The following is a 1,573-nucleotide window of genomic DNA, read 5'->3' as shown; positions in this document are numbered from 1 at the left end:
GGGTAGCAATCTTTTCTTTGTCTACAAAATCACGCCAAGCATGGGATATGTTACTGTTTTATGTTACCAAATCAGTTATAAGTTGGCTTTCAACTCAATAAATGACACAAATATTGTTGATAAAAGTGGTCAAAATGCTTTAAACCAAATGGGCAATTCAACACAATACCCACACAGTTTCACATTCAGTTCTGACATTCAAACAACTGCTACAAGCCGAGTAGTGAGAAAAAATCCAATTGAATTTTTACTTGATACAGGGTTGGATAACAGTTTTGTTAATCGTTGGGGCGGTCACATTGTCAGACATAATTTCAATATTTCTATGAATAGTGCTTATGGCTCAAACAAGGGTTACACGATTCGGCACAAAAAAGACTTAAAGGGATATGAAGCTGAATTTGACGAGAGTACAGTAATTACAAGAGTCAGACCAGTCGGATATGATGGTTTATTATTACCAGAAATTTATGTTGATAGTGAATTAATTGAAGCTTATACAGAGCCTAGAATTCAGCAAATAGAATATTCAAATGTCAAAGTCAAAACCAAAGATAGTGACGAGGAGGGCTTTTCAACTAAAGAATTAGCTTACGCAGAATTGAGAAGATTAGCTAATTTAGAATTTAGTGAAAATAAAGTTGACCAACCTGATTTCTCAGCAAAAGTTGAGTTTGTAAATTTAAAGGATACTCAAGAATACAAAGACTTAAAATCACTCAAACAAATCTTACCTGGTGATACCGTCAAAGTTATTCATGAAGAAGATAATTTCAGCATTGAAGCCCAAATGGTTGAGTATAAATGGAATCCTTTAAATCAATCATACATCTCAATAACTTTAGGCAATTATACTAAATCTTTTACTTCAACAGTAGGTAAAAGTTTACAAACCAACTTAAATCAAGTTGCACAACAAGCTCAATCAGCCATGAATACGGCAAACGGTAAGAACACAGTCTATAGCTTGACTTACAAGCCGGCAATTACTAAAAGTTCGGTAGAAGGAGACCTTTTATATCTAAAAAATGGTGATAAAACTGAATTATGGATACTTAAATTAGTAAATGGAAAACTGCAATGGGTATTGCAAGTCAGCGATGCCACTCAAGAAGAGCTGAAAGCGCAAATGGCTCAAGCAAAAACTGATATTGTTGAGGCGGTTGATTCTGCTAACTCAGCAGTTGATAAAGCCAATGCAAGTGTTACAGCCGTTCAAGCAAATACACAACTAATTAATGATGTGAATACAGTTGCGAACAATGCGAAAACCCAAGCTCAAACTGCTGTTACTAATGCTCAAACTGCTATCACTAATGCTCAAACAGCATTGACAAGTGCAAATACTGCTAATACTAATGCGAATAAAGCAATTGGTGATGTAGGAAAATTATCCGAAGATGTTTTAGCGCTAGATACAATCGCTAACCAAGCTAAAAGCGATGCTGATACAGCGTTGATCAATGCGAACAAAGGAATAACAGATGCGAAAACAGCACTAAACAAAGCGATTGGCGTAGATACTCGAGTGACAACTGAAATAACCAATGTCAGCAACACATTGGCAACAAAA

1 protein-coding gene is annotated in these 1,573 nt (G+C 35.5%); it reads left to right on the top strand.

Annotated features, from left to right (window positions below):
* Window positions 1–1,573, top strand: a 1,573-nt coding sequence (locus LRA01S_RS10495; protein ID WP_174519826.1) for a phage tail spike protein, incomplete at both ends; no start/stop codon positions are given.

It is taken from the genome of Pseudolactococcus raffinolactis NBRC 100932, assembly GCF_001591765.1.
Classification (GTDB): domain Bacteria; phylum Bacillota; class Bacilli; order Lactobacillales; family Streptococcaceae; genus Pseudolactococcus; species Pseudolactococcus raffinolactis.
The sequence above is the reverse complement of the archived record's forward strand: the minus strand, read 5'-3'. Positions and strand labels throughout refer to the sequence as shown.